The organism is uncultured Sphingomonas sp., from assembly GCF_913774285.1.
Lineage (GTDB): Bacteria > Pseudomonadota > Alphaproteobacteria > Sphingomonadales > Sphingomonadaceae > Sphingomonas.
This window is the reverse complement of the sequence record NZ_CAJYHX010000009.1, coordinates 13,453-29,359: the sequence shown is the minus strand read 5'-3', so window position 1 is coordinate 29,359 and position 15,907 is coordinate 13,453. Positions and strand designations below refer to the sequence as shown.

10 protein-coding genes are annotated in these 15,907 nt (G+C 66.4%); 4 read left to right on the top strand and 6 right to left on the bottom strand.

Annotated features, from left to right (window positions below):
- Nucleotides 1-364 precede the first annotated feature (364 nt).
- The 4 genes from QZ670_RS05610 to QZ670_RS05595 form a co-directional block, all read right to left on the bottom strand.
- Nucleotides 365-895: a hypothetical protein gene (locus QZ670_RS05610; protein ID WP_294252797.1), complete on the bottom strand. Its 531-nt coding sequence runs from the start codon at nucleotides 893-895 to the stop codon at nucleotides 365-367.
- A gap of 88 nt (nucleotides 896-983) precedes the next feature.
- A complete protein-coding gene (uvrB, locus tag QZ670_RS05605; protein WP_294252796.1) occupies nucleotides 984-3,179 on the bottom strand; it encodes an excinuclease ABC subunit UvrB in 2,196 nt (731 codons plus the stop codon).
- A 47-nt stretch (nucleotides 3,180-3,226) separates the two neighbouring features.
- Complete coding sequence (locus QZ670_RS05600; protein ID WP_294252795.1) at nucleotides 3,227-3,682, bottom strand: hypothetical protein; 456 nt, start codon at nucleotides 3,680-3,682, stop codon at nucleotides 3,227-3,229.
- Nucleotides 3,683-3,733: 51 nt separating this feature from the next.
- Nucleotides 3,734-4,897: an MBL fold metallo-hydrolase gene (locus QZ670_RS05595; RefSeq protein ID WP_294252794.1), complete on the bottom strand. Its 1,164-nt coding sequence runs from the start codon at nucleotides 4,895-4,897 to the stop codon at nucleotides 3,734-3,736.
- Nucleotides 4,898-4,961: 64 nt separating this feature from the next.
- On the opposite strand from QZ670_RS05595, the gene ligA reads away from it, so the two are divergent.
- From ligA to QZ670_RS05575, 4 genes are all read left to right on the top strand, one after another.
- Nucleotides 4,962-7,088, top strand: coding sequence for an NAD-dependent DNA ligase LigA (ligA, locus tag QZ670_RS05590; RefSeq protein ID WP_294252793.1), 2,127 nt, complete (start codon nucleotides 4,962-4,964; stop codon nucleotides 7,086-7,088).
- 144 nt (nucleotides 7,089-7,232) lie between these two features.
- Nucleotides 7,233-10,043 carry a TonB-dependent receptor gene (locus QZ670_RS05585; protein WP_294252792.1) on the top strand — a complete coding sequence of 937 codons (2,811 nt, stop codon included), beginning with the start codon at nucleotides 7,233-7,235 and terminating at the stop codon, nucleotides 10,041-10,043.
- A gap of 108 nt (nucleotides 10,044-10,151) precedes the next feature.
- Nucleotides 10,152-11,291, top strand: coding sequence for a histidine kinase (locus tag QZ670_RS05580; RefSeq protein WP_294252791.1), 1,140 nt, complete (start codon nucleotides 10,152-10,154; stop codon nucleotides 11,289-11,291).
- The gene (locus QZ670_RS05575; protein WP_125976632.1) at nucleotides 11,288-12,091 is read left to right on the top strand and encodes a response regulator; all 804 of its coding nucleotides are present in this window, start codon (nucleotides 11,288-11,290) and stop codon (nucleotides 12,089-12,091) included. The genes QZ670_RS05580 and QZ670_RS05575 overlap by 4 nt, the downstream gene beginning before the upstream one ends.
- 75 nt (nucleotides 12,092-12,166) lie before the next feature.
- Here QZ670_RS05575 and QZ670_RS05570 read toward each other — a convergent pair whose 3' ends face one another.
- Together QZ670_RS05570 and QZ670_RS05565 are read right to left on the bottom strand one after the other, a co-directional pair.
- Nucleotides 12,167-14,677, bottom strand: a complete 2,511-nt coding sequence (locus QZ670_RS05570) for a TonB-dependent receptor plug domain-containing protein (protein WP_294252790.1) — start codon at nucleotides 14,675-14,677, stop codon at nucleotides 12,167-12,169.
- A gap of 125 nt (nucleotides 14,678-14,802) precedes the next feature.
- Nucleotides 14,803-15,906 carry an FUSC family protein gene (locus QZ670_RS05565; protein WP_294252789.1) on the bottom strand — a complete coding sequence of 368 codons (1,104 nt, stop codon included), beginning with the start codon at nucleotides 15,904-15,906 and terminating at the stop codon, nucleotides 14,803-14,805.
- Between the last annotated feature and the right edge of the window lies 1 nt (nucleotide 15,907).

Here is a 15,907-nt window from a genome sequence, read left to right as displayed (position 1 = left end):
TTGTCCAAGGTACCCGGCGACCCCCGACATGGTCAGCGGCCGGAGAGCTCCAGCCCGGGAGACCATGCGGACCGCATTACCTGCAACTGCCGGCGTTGATTGGAGGAGGATACCTCCCGGCGGCAATATGGATGGAGGGCTTCCATCCACGCGGCAGGATCAGCGGCGCGTCTCCCGAACGAACTGAACCGACCTCACTGCTGAACCATGAGACATCGGATCACCTCCTTTCGCTTGTTGAAGAGCCTGTGCCTCTCGACACACTTGACATGTAGGATGACCGTGAGTCGCAGAACAAGTCTTGTAAAAGAATTTTATCGGTGCGATTCTGGAAGTCTGGGCCGAAGCGGTACGCTGCGTCGCCTTATGTGCGGCAGTCCTCCACCACCCGCAGGATCTCCGGCCAGGCCGGAATCACCAGCACCGGCAGCCCCCCGCCCTCGATCACGAACCGTCCGCGGCTGAAGCCCAGCGCATCGAGGAAGCTGTCGTTCGCGGCGAAGGCCATGGCGAGCATGCCGGGTGCGGCGGAATCGGGCGTGGCGGGGATGGCGCGCACCGCGCTGGTGGTGCGGACCGTGAGCGTCGTCGGCGCGGTGCCGGTGCGCGACAGCGTCACGCGCCGCGCCGCCAGATCGCAACGCAGGGTGGCGAGCGGGGCGCCGCCGGCAACGCCGTAGGTCGCACTGCCGGCCCGATAGCGCCAATCGCCCGGCGTGAGCGGCCAGTCACGCCAGTCCGCGCCGATCGTCGGCTTGGCCGCGGGCGGCGGCGGCGCAGGCACAGGTGCCGGCACCGGTCGGGGGGCAGGTGCGGGCGGCGGCGTGGAGGGAGCAGGCACGCAACCGGCGAGCGCGATGAGGCCGACGCCGGCGAACAGGGAAAGCAAACGCATGGCCGGGCTTATGGACGCGAGCGGGCCGCGGCTCAACTGCACGAACCGCGCTGCACGACGGACTGGAAGATCGAGACGACCGCCCGACCTACCCCCTCCGCGGCCCGCCGAACTTCGTCTTGGTCTGCTTCCCGAACCGAGTCTTCCGCGTGCCCGGCTTGCCTTCGTTCGACCGTCCCATCACCGGTGCCTTGCGCTCGCTCTCGGGCAGGCCGAGTTCCTCCGCCTCCAGCGCGCGGATCTCGTCGCGCAGGCGGCCGGCTTCCTCGAACTCCAGGTTCGCGGCAGCGTCGCGCATCTTCTTCTCGAGCTCCTCGATATAGCCGCGCAGATTGTGGCCGACCATGTGCGGACGATCGGCATCGATTTCCACCGTCACGCCATCCTTCGAGGCGACATGGGCGATGATGTCGCCGATATTCTTCTTGACCGTCTCCGGCGTGATCCCGTGTTCGAGATTGTACGCCATCTGCTTCTCGCGGCGGCGGCCGGTCTCGGCCAGCGCGCGTTCCATGCTGCCGGTCATGCGATCGGCATAGAGGATCACGCGACCTTCCACGTTGCGCGCGGCGCGGCCGATCGTCTGGATCAGCGAGGTCTCGGAACGCAGGAACCCTTCCTTGTCCGCATCGAGGATCGCGACCAGCCCGCATTCGGGGATGTCGAGCCCCTCGCGCAGCAGGTTGATGCCGATCAGCACGTCGTACACGCCCATGCGCAGGTCGCGGATCAGCTCGATGCGCTCCAGCGTCTCGGTATCCGAGTGCATGTAGCGAACCTTGACGCCCGCCTCGTGCATGTACTCGGTCAGGTCCTCGGCCATCCGCTTGGTGAGCGTGGTCACCAGCGTGCGATAGCCCTTGGCGGCGGTCGCCTTGCACTCCTGGATCAGGTCCTGCACCTGCTCCTCTACGGGGCGGATCTCCACCGGCGGGTCGATCAGCCCGGTGGGACGGATCACCTGCTCGACGAACACGCCGCCGGTGCGCTCCATCTCCCAGTCGCCGGGGGTGGCCGAGACATAGGTGGTCTGGGGCCGCATCGCGTCCCATTCATTGAAGCGTAGCGGCCGGTTGTCGATCGCGCTCGGCAGGCGGAAGCCGTACTCGGCGAGCGTGAGCTTTCGCTTGTGGTCGCCCCGCGACATGCCGTTGATCTGGCCGATCGTCTGGTGGCTTTCGTCGACGAAGAGCAGCGCGTTTTCCGGCAGATATTCGAACAAGGTGGGCGGCGGCTCGCCGGGCAGGCGGCCGGTTAGGAAGCGGCTGTAATTCTCGATCCCCGCGCAGCTGCCGGTCGCTGCGATCATCTCCAGATCGAAATTGGTGCGCTGCTCCAGCCGCTGCAGTTCCAGCAGCTTGCCCTCGGCCTCCAGTTCCTTGAGCCGCTCGGTCAGCTCGTGGCGGATCGCCTCCATCGCCTGCTTCAGCGTCGGCCCGGGCGTCACATAGTGGCTGTTGGCATAGACGCGGACATAGTCGAGGCTCGCCACCTTCTTGCCGGTCAGCGGATCGAACTCGACGATCTCCTCGATCTCGTCGCCGAAGAAGCTGATCCGCCAGGCGGTATCCTCATAGTGCGAGGGGAACAGCTCGAGATTGTCGCCGCGCACGCGAAACGCGCCGCGCCCGAAGGCGGCATCGTTGCGCTTGTACTGGAGTGCTACCAGCTTGCGGATGATCTCGCGCTGATCGACCACCTGACCCTTCTTCAGGTCGAAGATCATCGCCGAATAGGTCTCGACCGAGCCGATACCGTAGAGGCACGAGACCGAAGCGACGATGATCACGTCGTCGCGTTCGAGCAGCGAGCGGGTCGCGGCATGGCGCATCCGGTCGATCGCCTCGTTGATCGAGCTTTCCTTCTCGATATACGTATCCGACCGCGGCACATAGGCCTCGGGCTGATAATAGTCGTAATAGCTGACGAAATATTCGACCGCGTTTTCGGGGAAGAAGTTCTTGAACTCGCCATAGAGCTGCGCGGCGAGGATCTTGTTCGGCGCGAGGATCAGCGCGGGGCGCTGCAGTTCCTCGATGACCTTGGCCATGGTGTAGGTCTTGCCCGATCCGGTGACGCCGAGCAGCACCTGGTCGCGCTCGCCGGCCCGCGCCTGCTCGACCAGTTCCGGAATCGCGAAACGCTGGTCCCCCGAGGGCTGATATTCGGATACGAGCTTGAAGCGCTTGCCGCCCTCCGCCTTTTCCGGGCGCTGGGGGCGGTGGGGGATGAAAGCCTGCCCGGTTTCGGGCTCGGCAAGGTTGGTCCGGATCTGGATCGCCATGGCCGGAATATGGGGTGCGGGGCGCCGTCTGAAAAGCGGCCTATCGGTCAGGAACTTGGCCGGTACGCGATCCGCCACATCGCCAGACCGATACCACCGGCGAAGAGCGTAATTGCCGCAGCTTGCGCGAGCTTGAACGCCAGCCCGAGCAGCCAGCTGCGCGTATCGATCGGCGCCAGGCTGAACATGCTGCCGCCGCTCTGCGCGCCGACGAACAGGCCCAGCCCGAGCAGTCCCGTCACTGCAGCGGCATAGCGGCCCTTCCGCAGCCCGATCGCATGCAGCAGCAGCCAGATCGGCCCGCCGACCGCCGCGAGCGCCAAGCCAGCGAACAGCGTGCCGATCGCCCACCCCGTCAGTAGTGCCAGCGGCGCACGCTGCCCCGCCGCGATCAGCAGCATGAGGATGAGCAGTCCGCCGAGGCCGCTGCCCGTCGCCAGCGCCCTGGCGATCTGCCCACCGTTCGTTTCAAGATGGCGCCCCGCGCCGCTATCGTGCTGCATCCGTCCCCGCCCCTTACGCCTTCTTAGGAACGGTTGGGAAGCACCTCAACCTCAGCGGAAACGGTCGAAGCGTCCCTCGGCACCGCACGCCGCGATGCCCTGGTCGTTCGGCGCAGGCGGCGGGGTGCCGATCGCGAGGACGTCGAAGCTGCGGCCGATAGCGTGATCGACAAAGCGATCGGCGCCGGTCCCGCCACAGCGCAGCATCGCCGCAAGCAGGTCCGGCGGGGTGCGATAGGCTTCCCAGGAGAGGCGGAAGGTGCCCCAATGGATCGGCAGCGCCCAGGGGCGGCCAAGCCCGTTCCAGGCCCGGATCGCATCACGCGGACCAATATGCGCATCCGCGGCCATCTGGCCGGGGGCGAACCGGAAGGCGCCGATCGGAATCGCGGCGAAGCGCACCGGACCCAGTGCCGCGGCTTCGGCGGGCCATTTGCCGTCGCCCCAGCCGGTATCGCCGGCGAAGAACAGGTTGCCGCCCGGCAGCGTCACCACGAAGCTCGACCAGAGCGCACGGTTGCGATCGGCGAACCAGCGGCTGCTCCAGTGATGGTTGCGCGTGACGACCACGTCGATGCCGGGCCTGAGCGTGAGCCGCTGCCCCCAGTCGAGTCCGCGTGCCGGCACGCCCGCCTGCCCGATCACGCTGTCGTTGCCGAGTCCGGTGACGATCGCCGGCCGGTCGCGCTGCCAGATTGTCTTGAGCGTCGCGAGGTCGAGATGGTCGTAATGGTTGTGGCTGACCACGATCAGGTCGATCTTCGGCAGATCCGCGAGCCGCACGCCGGGCACCGCCACCCGCTTCGGCCCGATGCCGAACGGCCCCGCGACATCGCTCCACACCGGATCGGTCAGGATATTGAGCCCCTGGGTCTGGATAAGCACGCTGGCATGGCCGATCCAGGTAACCTTCATCGCCTGCCCGTCCACCCGCGCCGGCGGCCGCGCCGGTGTCACCGGCACGCTGGCCGGCCAGGGCGGCTGCCGCGTCGCGTTGGCGAGGCGATTCGCGAGGAAGGCAAAGCCCGACGCCGGCACCGGCGCGCTGTCGCCATCGGGGTTGGCAAAGTGCGCCCCGTCGAAATGCGCGGTTTCCGCTCCTCGATAATAGATGCGATCGAGGAAGGGCGGCACCAACGTCAGGAAGAGGCACAGGGCCACCACGATCCAGAGCAGGAGTCCGACAAATGCCTTGGCCATGGTCGCAATACGCATGGGCGCGGGTGATGGCCGCAAAGCCCCTTGCGATCAACCGCCCCAATCCCCTAGCGCGAACGCCATGACGCTGCCCCGCACGCAAGAGGAAGCCGCCGCCGAGCTCGAGAAGCTCGCCGCCGAGATCGCGTACCATAATCGCCGCTATCACGATGCCGACGCGCCCGAGATCAGCGACGCGGACTTCGACGCGCTGGTCCGCCGCAACGCCGAGATCGAGGCAGCCTTCCGAGAGCTCGTCCGCGCCGATTCGCCCTCGCGGCAGGTCGGCGCCACGCCCTCGGGCCCGCTCGCCAAGGTGGTGCATGCGCGGCAGATGTTCAGCCTCGACAACGGCTTTGCCGATGAGGACGTCGCCGACTTTCTCGGCCGCGTGCGCCGCTTCCTCAAGCTGGCCGACGATGCGCCGGTGGAACTTACCGCCGAGCCCAAGATCGACGGCCTGTCCTGCTCGCTGCGCTATGAGGACGGCGTGCTGGTGCAGGCCCTCACCCGCGGCGACGGCCGGATCGGCGAGGACGTGACCCCCAATGTCCGCACGATTCGAGACATTCCCCACCGCATCGAAGGCGCGCCGCCCGTCTGCGAGGTGCGCGGCGAAGTCTATATGGCCAAGGCGGACTTCGCGGCGCTCAACGCGCGGCTGCTGCTCGAAGCGGAGGAGACCGGCAAGGAAGCGCGCCAGTTCGCCAATCCGCGCAACGCCGCCGCCGGCTCGCTGCGCCAGAAGGACGCCGCCGTCACCGCGACGCGGCCGTTGCGCTTCCTCGCCTGGGGCTGGGGCGAGCTGAGCGAACCGCTCGCCGGCAAGCAGTATGCGGCGATCGACCGGATCCGCGCCTGGGGCTTTCCGGTCTCCGACCTGTTCGTCCGCGCGCCCACACTGGACGACGCCCTCGCCCAGTATCGCGCGATCGAGACGCGCCGCGCCGACCTGCCGTTCGATATCGACGGCGTGGTCTACAAGGTCGACCGGCTCGATTGGCAGGAACGGCTCGGCTATGTCGGCCGCGCCCCGCGCTGGGGCCTGGCGCACAAATTCCCCGCCGAGCGCGCCCAGACCACGCTCCAGGCGATCGACATCCAGGTCGGCCGCACCGGCAAGCTCACGCCGGTCGCCCGGCTGGAGCCGGTGACGGTGGGCGGCGTCGTCGTCAGCAACGCGACGCTCCACAACGCCGACGAGATCGAGCGCCTCGGCGTGCGCCCCGGCGACCGCGTCGTGCTCCAGCGCGCCGGCGACGTGATCCCGCAGATCGTCGAGAACTTGACCCGCGACGAACCCCGCGCGGACTGGCATTTCCCCACCCATTGCCCGATCTGCCAGTCCGAAGCGGTCGCCGAGGAAGGCGAAGTCGACGTCCGCTGCACCGGGGGGCTGATCTGCCCGGCGCAGCGACTGGAGCGCTTGAAGCATTTCGTCAGCCGGGGCGCGCTCGATATCGATGGGCTGGGCGAGAAGACGCTGATCGAGCTGCTCGACCTGGTCTGGATCGCGGAACCGGCCGACATCTTCCGACTCGCCCGGCACCGCGACCAACTGCTCGGTCGCGAAGGCTGGCAGGAGAAGTCGGTCGACGGCCTGCTCGCCGCGATCGAGGCGAAGCGCGCACCCGATGCCGCGCGGCTGCTGTTCGGCCTGGGCATCCGCCATATCGGCGCGATCACTTCGCGCGACCTGCTCAAGCGCTACGTCACCCTGCCCGCGCTGGAAGCGCTCGCCGACGAACTGATCGCGCTGCGCGACGCCACGCCGCTCCAGCTCGGCGAGACCGAGGCGAAGCACCGCACCCGGCTCGACAAGGCAATCGCCGAGCGAATTGGCGTGGAGAATGTCGGCGCCGCAGTCGGCCAGGCACTGGCGGACTTCTTCCACGAGCCCCACAACCGCGCCGTCTGGGCCGATCTGCTCCGCGAGGTCTCGCCCCCGCCCTTCGTGGTGGAATCGCGCGACTCGGAAGTAACCGGCAAGACCTTGGTCTTCACCGGCACGCTGGAAGCGGTCAGCCGCGACGAGGCCAAGGCGCAGGCGGAGCGGCTGGGCGCGCGCGTCTCGGGCTCGGTATCGGCAAAGACCGACCTGGTGATCGCCGGGTCGGGCGCCGGATCGAAGCTGAAAAAGGCTGCGGATCTGGGGATTCGCGTGATCAGCGAGAGCGATTGGCTGGCGATCGTAAGCACTTCCGAGTGATGCCATTTTGCAACGCACCATAGTGGAACGTTACGCGAGGATTGACTGTCACAATTCCGCAATCAAATCCAAGCAGGGGGCAGCCAGACAGATGGCGCGCGAAGCGCCACGACTGGCAGCCACAGGCTCTAAAAGGGAACTCTGATGCGAACGAACCTCTATGCAGGCGTGGCCGCTGCCGCGCTGCTTCTTCCGGCGAGCGCTTTTGCGCAGTCCTCCGGCTCCACCAGCTTCGAAGAGCCGGCCGACATCGTCGTCACCGGTTCGCGCACGATCAACGAGTCGGTGATCATCCCGGACGTTCCCAAGTCGCGCGTGACCGTGGGCCGCGACATGATCAGCCGCCAGCGCCCCGGCCAGACCGTCAACGACATCATCAACATGGTGCCGGGCGTCAGCTTCCAGAACAACGACGCGACGGGTGCCGCCGGCGGCACCTTCACGATCCGCGGCTTCGACAGCTCGCGCATCTCGCAGACGCTGGACGGCATTCCGCTGAACGACACCGGCAACTACGCGATCTACTCGAACCAGCAGCAGGATCCGGAAACGCTCGAGTCGATCAACGTCAACCTCGGCACCACCGACGTCGACAGCCCGACCGCCTCGGCCGTCGGCGGCACCGTCAACATCCGCACCCGCGTTCCCTCCGAGCAGTTCGGCGCGATGGTCTCGGGCACCTATGGTGACTACATCGGCGTCGGCGGCAACATGCACCGCCCGATCTTCCGCATGTTCGGCATGGTCGACACCGGCGACATCGCCCACACCGGCGTCCGCGCCTTCTTCTCGGCTTCGGACACCGAAGCAAACCAGCCGTTCAACAACTACGGCAAGCTGAAGAAGCAGCAGTACAACGCCCGCATCTACAAGAGCCTGGGCGACAATGGCGACTTCGTCTCGGTCGCCGGCCAGTGGAACGAGAACCGCAACAACTTCTTCGGCTCGGTGCCGCTGCGTACCGATACGGCCAGCAGCTATGCGCTGACCAACGGTGCGATCGTCGCCTCGGGCACCCGCATCACCGGCCCGAACAGCGCGAACCGCTATCCGCTGACCCGCCGCGAGCGCTTCTACAACATCAACTATCCGTGCCAGATCAACACGGCGGCACGTCCGGGCGTGGCCGATGTCCTTGCCCCGGCACCCGCGGCCCCGACGGCCGGCGCCAGCTGCGGTACCGAATTCGACCGTCGCTACAACCCGTCGAACACCGGCAACGTGCGCTGGGGCTCGCGCTTCACGCTCACCGAAAAGCTGATCTTCACCTTCGACGCCAGCTACCAGTACACCAAGGCCAATGGCGGCGGCACGGTCAGCCTGCTCGAGAGCACCGCGAACCTGCCGCAGACCGCGATCAATGATCGCATCAGCGGCGTGATCAACCAGGGCGGCAACGCCGGCAACGCCTCGCCCTCGGGCTTCGGCTATTATGTCGGCCGTGACCTGAACGGCGACGGCGACACGCTCGACACGATCCTCGGCATCGCGCCGAGCCAGACCCAGACCCGTCGCTTCGGCGCAGTCGCGGGTCTCGCCTACGAGATCAACGACAACAACCGCGTCCGCCTCAACTACACGCTCGATTACGGCAAGCATCGCCAGACCGGCGAAGTCGGCCTCGTCAACATCAATGGCGAGCCGTTCGACGTGTTCCCGGTGAACAACCCGCTGCTCGATGCCAACGGCGTGCCGCTGCAGAAGCGTGATCGCCGCTCGAAGGCAATCCTGAACCAGGTCTCGGCCGAATATCGCGGCCAGTTCCTCGATCAGGCGCTGACGGTGAACCTGGGCGTCCGCGCGCCGTTCTTCCGCCGCGAGCTGCAGCAGAACTGCTTCACCGTCGCCGCCAACGGCAACGTCGCCTGCGTCTCGCCGACCCAGGTCGCTGCTTACGGGGCCGCCAACCCCTACACCTATATCGCGCCGAACACGGCAAGCGCCGGCGGCGTGACGCGTCCGGCAACCGGCTCGTGCAGCAACCTCGCCAATGCCTGCGTCGTCGGCTTTGCCCCGCCGCAGTCGCGCACGCTGAACTACAACCGCGCGCTGCCGAACGTCGGCGCGACGTTCAAGTTCGCCAACGCGTTCAGCATCTATGCCAGCTACGCCAAGGGCTTGTCGGTGCCGAGCACGGACAACCTGTACAACTCCTTCTATTATCCGAAGGGCACCAGCCAGGCGACGCCGAAGCCGGAAACCACCGACTCGTTCGACCTCGGCCTGCGCTACAACACCGGCAAGGTGCAGGCGCAGCTCGCAGGCTGGTACACCCAGTTCCAGAACCGCACCGTCTCGGTCTACGACATCGAGAGCGACACCAGCATCTACCGCAACCTCGGCACCGTGGATAAGTACGGTCTCGACGCGTCGGTGCAGTACACGCCGATCCGCGCCGTGCAGCTGTACGTCTTCGGTTCGTACCTGAAGTCGCGCATCCGTCGCGATACCGAGGCCGGCCAGATCAGCGTGACCGCGAACGGCACGACGACCTACACGACCACCTACTTCCAGACCCGTGGCAAGCGCGAAGGCGGTTCGCCCAAGTGGATGTTCGGCGGCCGTGCGCAGGGCACCATCGGTCTGTTTGATCTGGGCGTGCAGGCCAAGTATACGGGCGCGCGCTTCATCAACGACGAGAACCTGCCGGTCTATGTCTGCGCCGGCTCGACCGTCGGCGGCATTTGCCCGAGCAACGCGCAGCAGCAGGTCTATGGTGCGCAGATCCCGTCCTATGTCACCGTGGACCTGGATGCGCGCATCAACCTCGGCAAGCTGGTCAACAACAACAAGACCTTCTTCCAGCTGAACGTGAGCAACCTGTTCGACGAGTTCTACGTCGGCGGCCTCAGCGGCTCGAACGGCTTCGTCGGCCTGCCGAACCGCTATTCGATCGGTAACTCGATCATCGGCACGCCGCGTTCGATCACCGGCTCGCTCGTCGTCGCCTTCTAAGTCGATCGACCAGCATCGAACCAGCAGCCGCCGTCCCGGGCAACCGGGGCGGCGGTTTGCTTTTGTTGGCCCTTTGCCCCCTCGCCGTCGCGATGGTACAGGCGCAGCGTGGCAAAGACTTCGCTTCCGCAGACCAACACCCGGACCTTGGGCCTTTCCAAGCCCGATCTGTTTTCGCGTCCCTTCTTCGAAGACAAGGGCCGGGCCTTCTGGATTCTCCAGGCGACCGGCTGGAGCGGCTATCTGCTGCTGCGCTCGGTATCTTCGATTTCGAACGGATTTTCGGTCGAGGGGCTGATCAAGGCGATCATCGAGGCGATCGTCGGCTATTGCCTGACGCTGCTGCTCTCCGCGCTCTACGGATTCTACCGGCGGCTGCCGCGCATCCCGGCAGTGCTGCTCACCCTCGCCACGCTGGGCGCGGCAACGCTGATTTACGCGGTGCTGGAGGCCTTCACCTATTCCTTCACGGCGGCCGAGGCCGGGATCACCGTCGCGCGCGTGATCGGCTACAGCTTCCTCACCTTCACCGTGCTGGCGGGCTGGTCGGCGCTGTATTTCGGGATCAACTTCTACCTGATCGTCGAGCAGCAGATCGACCAGATGCAGATCCTGGAGAACCAGGCCTCCAGCGCCCAGCTGGCGATGCTGCGCTACCAGCTCAACCCGCATTTCCTGTTCAACACGCTGAACTCGATCTCGACGCTGGTGCTGCTCAAGCAGACCGAGCGCGCGAACATCATGCTGTCGCGCCTCTCCTCCTTCCTGCGCTACACGCTGGCCAACGAGCCGACCGCGCACGTCACGCTGGCGCAGGAGATCGAGACGCTGAAGCTCTATCTCGAGATCGAGAAGATGCGCTTCGACGAACGGCTGCGCATGCATTTCGATCTCGACCCGCGCGTCGCCAAGGGCCGGCTGCCGTCGCTGCTGCTCCAGCCGCTGGTCGAGAATGCGATCAAATATGCCGTCAGCACGCAGGAGGACGGCGCCGACATCATCGTTTCGGCTCGGCTCACCGGCGATAGGGTGCAGATCGCCGTGTCCGATACGGGTCCGGGATTGATCGAAGCGCGTCCGAGGCCGACGCTTTCAACCGGCGTGGGGCTCGCCAATATTAGGGAACGTCTGGCGCAGGCCTTCGGGCCTGACCATCGTTTCGAGACGCGAACGAAACCTGGGGAAGGTTTCAGCGTTGAGATCGAAATACCGTTCCAGCTTGAGGAACCGAACCGAGAGGCCGCATGACCATCCGTACCATCCTCGTTGACGACGAATCCCTGGCGATTCAGGGGCTCGAGCTCCGGCTGCAGGAGCATGAGGATGTCGAAATCATCGACAAATGCTCCAATGGCCGCGAAGCCATCCGATCGATCAAGACGCACAAGCCGGACCTCGTTTTCCTGGACATCCAGATGCCGGGGTTCGACGGGTTCTCGGTGATCCAGGGCCTGATGGAGGTCGAACCGCCGCTGTTCGTCTTCGTCACCGCCTATTCCGACCATGCGATCCGCGCCTTCGAGGCGCAGGCGGTCGATTACCTGATGAAGCCGGTGGAGCCCTCGCGCCTCGCCGACACGCTCGACCGCGTCCGCCAGCGCCTCACCGAGAAGCGCGGCGTGGAGGAAGTCGAGAAGCTGAAGGAAGTGCTGGCCGAAGTGGCGCCGGATGCGGTGGACGACATCGCCACCGGCGACGGCACCGAACCTGCCTCCAGCCGCTTCGAGAAGCTGATCAACATTAAGGATCGCGGCCAGATCTTCCGCGTCGACGTCGACACGATCGAGCGGATCGACGCCGCCGGCGACTATATGTGCATCTACACCGGCGACAACACGCTGATCCTGCGCGAGACGATGAAGGATCTGGAAAAGCGGCTCGATCCGCGCCGCTTCCAGCGGGTGCACCGCTCGACGATCGTCAATCTCGACCTGGTCCGCCAGGTGAAGCCGCACACCAATGGCGAATGCTTCCTGGTGCTCAATTCGGGCGCGCAGGTGAAGGTGTCGCGCTCCTATCGCGACGTGGTGGCGCGCTTCGTCCACTGAGGCGCCCCTGCCCCGAAATAGAAAAAGGCCTCGCCCGATCGGACGAGGCCTTTTTTTTTCGTCAACAGATCGTGATCAGAACCCGGCCGAGAAGGTCAGGAACCACTGCCGCGGCGCGATCGGGTACAGCGAATAGCTGTTGGTCGCCGAACCCACCGAGATGGTCGACCAGCCGCCCACGTCCGCCAGGTTGGTGACGTTGAGGCTCAGCTCCGCCTTCTTCAGCCGCACCATCTCCGCCGGCAGCTTGGCGGCGAGGCGCAGCGAGGTGAGGAAGTAGGGCTTCACGCTGGTGTCATTGGCATAGGTCGCGTAGCGGCGGCCGACATAGTCGCCGGTTACCTGCGCCTCGAACGCGCCGAGCGACAGCGTCGCGACCGACTTGTTCATCCACTTCGGGCTGCCCGGCACCTGCTTGCCGCAGGTCGGCACCACACCCCCCTTGACCACGCCACCGCCGATGCAGCCCGGCACCGCCGCGCCGATGCCGTTCGCCGTCGAGCTATAGTCGCTCTGGTAGGTCGAGCTGTTGTACGAGGTGGCGTTGTAGAGCGACAGCGCGCGCCCGAAGTGCAGCGTGAAGGCGGCGTCGACACCGTCGGTGTGCACGCTGCCCACGTTCACCAGGATCGAGGTGCCGCCGGTGATCGCGCCGCCGGCGATGCCGCCGGGGTTGGTGCTGATCGCCAGCAGGCGGTTGCTGAAGGTGACGTGGTAATAGTTTACCTGCGCGTCGAGCCCGCTCAGCACCCCGTCGAAGCTGCGGTGCGTGCGCACGCCGCCTTCATAGGTCCAGCTCGTCTCCGGCTTGCCCTGCTGGGCGAAGGCGTCGAACGCCGACTGGCTGCCGGTGAACCAGGGCGAAAGCGAGCCGCCGCCCAGATAGGCCATATACTGGTGCAGGTTCTTCTGGACGTTGAAGTAGAGCTGCTCATGGCCATTGAGGTCGTAGGTCGCACCGACCGAAGGCAGGAACCAGTTCTTGGTGTTGATCCGGCCGCTCGGCAGGTTGCCGGTCAGGCCCGAGAGCGAACCCGCCTTGGGCTGCACCGGGAACCAGCCGTTCGCCCATTGCGCGCTGGTCTTCACGCCGGCCTCGACGCGGAGCTGCTCGTTGACCTTCCAGGCGTCCTGCACATGGAGCTGGAGCACGTCTACACGCGCCTCGCCCTGATACTGGGTGAACAGCGGGTTGGAAGGGCGGATATAGGGGCTGCTGGAGTCCGGATTGTTGACGTCCAGGCCGTACCAGCGGCGCCACTGGGTGGCGCTGTTATGCTCGAACCAGGCGCCGAGCTGGACCTCGTGCGCGCCGAAATCGAGGTCGAGGTTCGAGATGCCGCCCTCGCGATCGATTCGATATTCGGTGGTGCGGGTCACCAGCCCCGAACCGCCCGTTGCCGCGACCAGCGCCGCCGAGGCATTGGCGTTGGCCTTGTACTTGGTGCCGGTGGCGTAGTTGGGGTCGAGATAGGCCTGGATCACCGTAATCGACTGGCCGAGCGGCCCCGCGACCACACCGACGCCGTCATTGTGATGGTGATAGCCGGTGTTGGACCAGGTGACCCGGTCGCCCAGCTTGGCGTCGTAGCGGGCATAGGTCAGATAGTCGGTGCGCTGCGCATCCGAATAATAGTTGCGGTAGTTGCCGCCCTGCGCCGCCGGCGTGTTGCCGAACGCGTCCATATAGGCGCGCATGCCCTTCAGGTCCGAGTAGAAGAACGGCCGGGTGCGCGGCGTGTAGAGCTGCGCCGCGGTAGCCGTGCCGCCGGGCGACGGCTGGAAGAAGCTGGTCGCGTCCTCGTTCGGCTCCTTCTTGTCCGAATAGTCGAAGAACACGGTCAGCTTGCCGGCGGCATTGTCGTGGACGAACTTGGCGTTGGCCTGCCAGCCGCCCTGGATGCCGTTGAAGTCCCAGGCGCGGGCGCGCTGGCGGACGCCGGACACATAGGCGCTGTTCTCGCCGCCGGGCCCGAAGCCGCCGCTATCAAGCCGCAGATAGGTGCGCGAAGTGCCGTAGCTCCCCACCGTCTGGTTGATCATGCCGCCCAGCGTCTTGGCCGGATCGGCCGAGAAGGTCTCGACCGTGCCGCCGAGATTGCTGGTGGACGCGGTGCCGAGATCGCCGGCGCCGGTGGTCACCACGACGCGGCCGACATTCTCCGAGATCACCGCGCGCTGCGGCGACAGGCCGTTATAGTTGCCGTAGCTCTGATCCCCGAGGGGGATCCCGTCCATCGTGTAGCCGAGCTGCTGAAAATTGAAGCCGTGGATGAAGATCTGGGCATTCTGCTCGTTGTTCCCCCAGGGATCGGCGGTGATGTAGAGCACGCCTGGCAGCGTCTGGATCGCCTTGAGCGGGGAGACGCCGGGCAGGATCTTCTGGATCTCTTCCGACGAGATGGCGGTCGCCGAGCGCGTCGTCTTGGCGGTGACGACGATGGTGCTGGCGGTATCGGTGTCGCTGCCGCCCTGATCGTCGACGGCGACGGTGCTGGTCTCCTGCGCCTGCGCGGGCAGCGCCGCAGCGGCAGTGAGGAAGGCGGCGACGGAAACCGTCGCCCGGAGTGCGTGGTGGAACTTCATTTGGCGACCCCCCAGGTCTGGTGTTGCGGTTGCAAGCTGGGGGGCGGCTAGGGTCGCGATGTTTCAGTTCGGCGGCGGTTCGATAAAACTGGCGTGACGTTGCCTTTTTGCTGCGGTTGCGAAACTCAAACGCCGCCGGCCTCGTCGAGGCCCGCCTCACCCCGATCCGCTGGCGCATAACGCGGTGTCAGCCAATGGCCGGCGAGCAGCACCGGCTCCAGAATCGCCATGCCGATCAGCACCGCGACCAGCCGCTCGATACCCGGCAGCACATCGCCATCGGCATAGCTGTCGGGCACCAGCATCACCAGCACTGCCAGAGTGAACTGGGTGCCGACATAGCGATAGCTGTGCGGCCCGTTCTCGATCATCCGCCCGATCGCCACGCCGATCGCAGTGCCGGCAACCAGCACGGGTGCATGGCCGTCCGCCCCGAACAGGTACAGCGCAGCAAACGCCGCGCCGGCGAGGCAGCCGACGAAGCGCTGCGCCAGCCGCGCGCTCACCGGCACCAGCCCGCCCGCGCCGAGACCGTGCACCGGCACCAGCATCACCGCCATCACACCCACCGCGCTTTGCGCCAGCGCCGGCAGCGCGAACGCGTGCGCAACGCCGATCAGCAACGCGAGGGCGATGCCAGCCTGCGCGGCGTGATAGAAGGCGGCGGGATGCCATAGCGCCACCACTGGCGGCGGCGTCGGCGCGGCCGGCCAGCGGCGGCGGATGGTCAGCGCCGAGACGATGCTGACCGCCATGCAGGCGAGCGTGCCCGCTATCGTTTCGAGGATCCGGGTTTCGACGAACTGGCCGAGCGCGGTCGTGGGCGCGTCGATCTTGTCGAGCAGCACCATCGCGAAGGTGAGGCCAAAGAACAGCCAGGCATAGGCGCGCCGTGCCGTGAGTGCGCGGTAGAGGCCCAGCGTGCCGACCACCAGCATCGCGAGCGCGCTGCCCAGCCAGTTGGTCGCCACCAGCGGCGCCAGCAGCAGGGCAAGGCCGCCGCCGGTCACCGTCCCGACGATCCGAAGCAGCCCGCGCACCACCGTTTCGCCGGCGCGCCCGCGCATCACCATATAGCCGGCGAACGCCGCCCAGGCGACATTGTCGCCCCCGATCGCATGCGCGACGAGGATCGCCAGCAACACCGAGACGACGCACTCGGCGGCGTCGACGGTGCGGGGCGTGATCCGCCCCAGCATGGCGTTCCAGGCGTCGCGCAGGCGGTTCATC

Bases quoted from the DNA above. Each gene is read 5' to 3' on its own strand.
- QZ670_RS05570 (WP_294252790.1), bottom strand. From the start codon at position 14,677: ATGAAGTTCCACCACGCACTCCGGGCGACGGTTTCCGTCGCCGCCTTC.
- uvrB (WP_294252796.1), bottom strand. From the start codon at position 3,179: ATGGCGATCCAGATCCGGACCAACCTTGCCGAGCCCGAAACCGGGCAG.
- ligA (WP_294252793.1), top strand. From the start codon at position 4,962: ATGACGCTGCCCCGCACGCAAGAGGAAGCCGCCGCCGAGCTCGAGAAG.
- QZ670_RS05610 (WP_294252797.1), bottom strand. From the start codon at position 895: ATGCGTTTGCTTTCCCTGTTCGCCGGCGTCGGCCTCATCGCGCTCGCC.
- QZ670_RS05595 (WP_294252794.1), bottom strand. From the start codon at position 4,897: ATGCGTATTGCGACCATGGCCAAGGCATTTGTCGGACTCCTGCTCTGG.
- QZ670_RS05600 (WP_294252795.1), bottom strand. From the start codon at position 3,682: ATGCAGCACGATAGCGGCGCGGGGCGCCATCTTGAAACGAACGGTGGG.
- QZ670_RS05575 (WP_125976632.1), top strand. From the start codon at position 11,288: ATGACCATCCGTACCATCCTCGTTGACGACGAATCCCTGGCGATTCAG.
- QZ670_RS05585 (WP_294252792.1), top strand. From the start codon at position 7,233: ATGCGAACGAACCTCTATGCAGGCGTGGCCGCTGCCGCGCTGCTTCTT.
- QZ670_RS05565 (WP_294252789.1), bottom strand. From the start codon at position 15,906: ATGAACCGCCTGCGCGACGCCTGGAACGCCATGCTGGGGCGGATCACG.